The organism is Streptomyces sp. NRRL S-350 (genome assembly GCF_000719705.1).
Classification (GTDB): domain Bacteria; phylum Actinomycetota; class Actinomycetes; order Streptomycetales; family Streptomycetaceae; genus Kitasatospora.
Genome location: NZ_JOHO01000136.1, coordinates 1 through 4,111, shown reverse-complemented (window position 1 = coordinate 4,111; position 4,111 = coordinate 1). Strand labels below are relative to the sequence as shown.

At 75.5% G+C, this 4,111-nt stretch carries 3 protein-coding genes; 1 reads left to right on the top strand and 2 read right to left on the bottom strand.

Features of this window, described 5'->3' with window-relative positions:
* Positions 1 to 1,132, bottom strand: a 1,132-nt coding sequence (locus IF30_RS0139955; RefSeq protein WP_051712258.1) for a DUF4419 domain-containing protein, incomplete at its 3' end; no start/stop codon positions are given.
* 152 nt (positions 1,133 to 1,284) lie between these two features.
* Positions 1,285 to 2,370, bottom strand: a complete 1,086-nt coding sequence (locus IF30_RS0139950; protein ID WP_030247908.1) for a prephenate dehydrogenase — start codon at positions 2,368 to 2,370, stop codon at positions 1,285 to 1,287.
* 359 nt (positions 2,371 to 2,729) lie between these two features.
* Here IF30_RS0139950 and IF30_RS42790 point away from each other — a divergent pair.
* The coding region (locus IF30_RS42790; RefSeq protein WP_158835980.1) for a DUF4139 domain-containing protein at positions 2,730 to 4,111 on the top strand (1,382 nt) is incomplete at its 3' end.

Genomic DNA, 4,111 nt, shown 5'->3' with positions numbered 1-4,111 from the left:
GCCCCGCCCCCGTACCAGCACCCGCACCCGCACCCGTCTCAGCCCCCGCCTCCACCACCGCCTCCACCACCGCGTTCCCCAGCCGCGGCCGCAGATACTCCCCGTCCCACTCGATCCCGAGCACCCCGCCCACGAAGGCCATCGGCACCTGCCGGCCGAGCACGTCCCACACGAACGGCACCCGCGACACGTGCGACGGGAAGTCGTTCACCTCGAACGCCTCCCGGTGGTACCCGTTGCTGGCCGCTTCCCGCCAGGCGAAGGACCGCCGCAGCCGGGGCCCGTCCGGGGTCTGGGTGTGGGCGAGGAAGGCCGTGAGCCAACCGGTCACCCGGGGCCCGCCGGACATCGAGTGCCATTTGAACAGCGAGCGCCAGAAGTCCTCGTCGACCGGCCCGCCGGCCGCCGTCGTCGCGATCTGCTCCACCACCGGGCGCAGCTCCGCGAACCACGGCGCCAGCCAGTCGAAGCGCGCGGCGAGCGCGCCGATCCCCGAGGCGAGCCGCGCCCAGTCCGCGGCCGTGCCCTCCAGCCGGACCCGCGGGATGCCGCAGCGGGTCTCCCAGCGGAAGTCGTAGTACGGGCTGACCGTCTCCATCAGCGCCACCAGCGCCGAGGACGCGTCGTCGGGCGTCGTGGTGGAGAAGGCAGGCCGGAACAGGTCCACCAGTTCCGGGCCGACCGCCTCCGCGAGCGGCTCCCGCGCCAGCCGGATCGAACGCGACCAGTCCGGATCGGGACCGGCCAGGCTGTCGTCGCGCACCACCATCGTTACCGGACGGCCCCGGGCCGGGCCGAACAGCGCCCGGTACCGCGGCGGGTACATCCGCACGTGAACCGCGACCTCGTGCACGACCGCGTACCAGAGCACGTCCGGGGACAGGCTCAGCGGCAGGTGCTCGGCGAAGGCGGCGTGGGCCGCCCGGAGCAGCAGGCTGACGGTCGGCTCGGGCGGCGCGAGCTCCTGGTCGGGGTACGTCGGCCGGGGGCGCCCGTACATCGCCTCGACGCTGCGGTGGTGGATCCTGAGGTCCCTGCCCGCCACTGCGCGCAGGAACCGCTCGTTCCCCAGGTCGACCGGCTCCCCGGCGAACCCGTGCCGGGTCTCCCCCAGCGGCAACTCGACGATCACGCGCCCGCTCCCTCCCCCGAACCGACCGACCCGCCCCCGGACCGCGATCCCGCGAATCCCCGATCCCGCGATCCTGCGAATCCCCGGTCCCCCGATCCCACGATCCCGCGATCCCGGTCCCCCGATCCCGCGATCCCCCGGTCCCGCGGTCCTCAGTCCCGCACGTTCCACCCGCTCGCGCGCAGCGCCTTCACCAGCCGCTTGACCGCCGTCGGCGCCACCGACAGCTGGACGAACCCGACCTGCTGCCCGGTCGAATGCTCGATGACGACGTCCTCGATGTTGACGCCGGCGTCACCGACCTCGCCGAACAGTCGGCCCAGCTCGCCCGGCTGGTCGCCGAGCACGACCGCGACCGTCTCGTACCGGGTGGGCGGCGCGCCGTGCTTGCCGGGGATCCGGGCCTGGCCGGTGTTGCCGCGCCGCATGACCGCCTCGATCCCGGCCGCGCCCGCCCGGCGCTCGCCCTCCTCGGCCGCCTGCAGGGCGCGCAGCGCGGTGACGGTCTCGCCGAGGTCGAAGGCCACGGCCTCCAGGATGTCGGCGACCGCGCCCGCGTTGGCGGAGAGGATGTCGACCCACATGCCGGGGTTGGAGGCGGCGATCCTGGTGACGTCGCGCACTCCCTGGCCGGAGAGCCTTATGGCGGTCTCGTCGGCGTCCTCCAGCCGGGCCGCGACCAGCGAGGACACCAGTTGCGGGGCGTGCGAGACCAGGGCGACGGCCCGGTCGTGCTCGGCGGCGTCCATCACGATCGGTACCGCGCCGCAGAGCGCGACCAGCTCCAGCGCGGCGTTGAGCGTCTCGTTGTCCGTGTCGGCGGTCGGGGTGAGCACCCAGGGGCGGCCCTCGAAGATGTCGGCCCGGGCGGCCAGCGGGCCGGAGCGCTCGCGGCCTGCCATCGGGTGGCTGCCGATGTAGTGGACGGTGTCGCAGCCGAGAGCGGCGATCTCGCTGCCGGGGCCGGCCTTCACGCTGGCGACGTCGGTGTACCAGTGCGCCAGGTTGCGGCGCTGGCAGTCCGCGAGGACCTTGCCGACCAGCGCGGGCGGGACGGCGATGATCGCCAGGTCCACGGGGCCGTCGGCCGGCTCGGTGGTGCCCGCGCCGAGCGACTCGGCGGTGCGGGCGGCGTCCGGGTCGGCGTCCTCCAGGTGGACGGTCAGCCCGCGAGCGGTCAGCGCGAGTGCGGCGGAGGTGCCGATCAGTCCGGTGCCGACGACGACGGCAGTGCGCATGGCGGGTCGCTCTCCTCATCACGATTCTCGACAGGTGCCGGAACCGTCCGGGAGCACCCGCGCCCCATCCTCCCTCATCCGCCGCGCCGAGGTCCCCACTGCCCACTCCCCACTCACCGCCGGGCAACCGCGGCGGCTTCCCCTCCGTCCCACACGGTGCACACGCCGCACCCGGGAAATCCGACGACGCCCGCACCGAAGCCGGGCAGACTGGCGCCCCGGGCAGGCGCGGGCGAGCGTCCGAGCACACCAGCGGGCAACCCGCGTGACACGCCGAGCGGCACGCGGCAGGCAACAGGCAACAGGCAACAGGCAACAGGCAACAGGCGGCACGCAACAGGCGAACGAAGGGGCTGCGCATGGACGACACGGACAACACTGACAACACGGACGATCAGCACACCAGCCGGACCGGACGGACTAACGCGCCGGCCGTGCCGGCCCACCCGTCGGTGCTGGACTCCGTCGTGGTGTACGCCGAGGGCGCGGTGTGCCGCCGCCGGGCGACCGTCCGGGTGCCGCCAGGCGGACGGCTGCGGCTGACCGGCCTGCCCGCAGCCCTGGACGGCCGCTCGCTGCGCGCCCGGGTGCTGGCCGGGCCAGTCGGCACCGTGGTCACCGAGGCTCGGCTGGAGCATCAGGCCGAGCTCCGCGAGCCGGGCGAAGTCCCCGAGCTGCAGAGGGCGTTGGACGAAGCGACCGAGCACCGCAGTGTGCTGACCGAGCGCCGCCGACTGCTCCTCACCGCGATCGCCGACACCGCCGCCCTGCGCGCCGTACCGCCGCAGCGCCGTCGCGACGAGCCGCTGCGCCGCACGCCCGCCGATGCCTGGCTGGAGCTCGCCGACTTCGTCGACGAGCGGCTGGCCGCTCTCCAGGAGCGGGTCGAGGAGGTCAACCGGCAGATCGAACTCGCCGACCACGAGCGCGACTTGGCCGCTGATCGCCTGGACCGGGCATCCACCGCCGACCGGTCCGAACCGGTCGCGACCACGGCCACCGTGCTGCTCACTCTCGCCACCGGGAGCACCATCCCCGACGACGCGCCCGGGCCCCCTGGCGACACTCACCCCGGCCCCGACCCCGCCCGAAAGCTCGACCTCGACCCCGACCCCGACCTCGACCTCGAGCTGGAGCTGGAGCTGGAATACGGCGTCCCCGCCGCCCGCTGGGTGCCCGCCTACCGCCTCTCCTACCGCAGCGGCTCCGACACCGGTCGGCTCGTCCTGCGCGCCAGTGTCGCCCAGCGGACCGGCGAGGACTGGACGGGCGTGCGCCTCGCCCTCTCCACCGCCGACCTCGACCGCCGCACCGACGTGCCCAGGCTCGCCTCGCTGCGGATCGGCCGCAGTCAGCCCGCCCCGCCGCCATCCGGCTGGCGCGAGCCCCCGGCGGGCCTGTCCGACCTGTTCACCGGCTACGAGGCGGCCGCCGCCGCCCGTCAAGCCGCCCTCGACCATGCCTCCCCGAGCCGTATGGCGCCGGTCCCGGTCGCCGCGCAGCCCGCAGCCCGGGCCTCGCGCCTCGGCGGTGCCCGCCCGACCGGCCCGGGCTCGACCGGCGCACGCCCCGCCGGGCCGCGCCCCGAGCTGTTCGCGGCAGCCGGTGACGCCCCGCCCGCCGCCTCCGCCCCGTACGGCGGAGGCGGCACCCTGAGCGTCGACGGCCCGACGGGCCCGGTGCCCGCGCCCCCGCCCGCCCCGGGCGGCTTCGCCGGCGCCGGCGGCCCACCCGGCGGGCA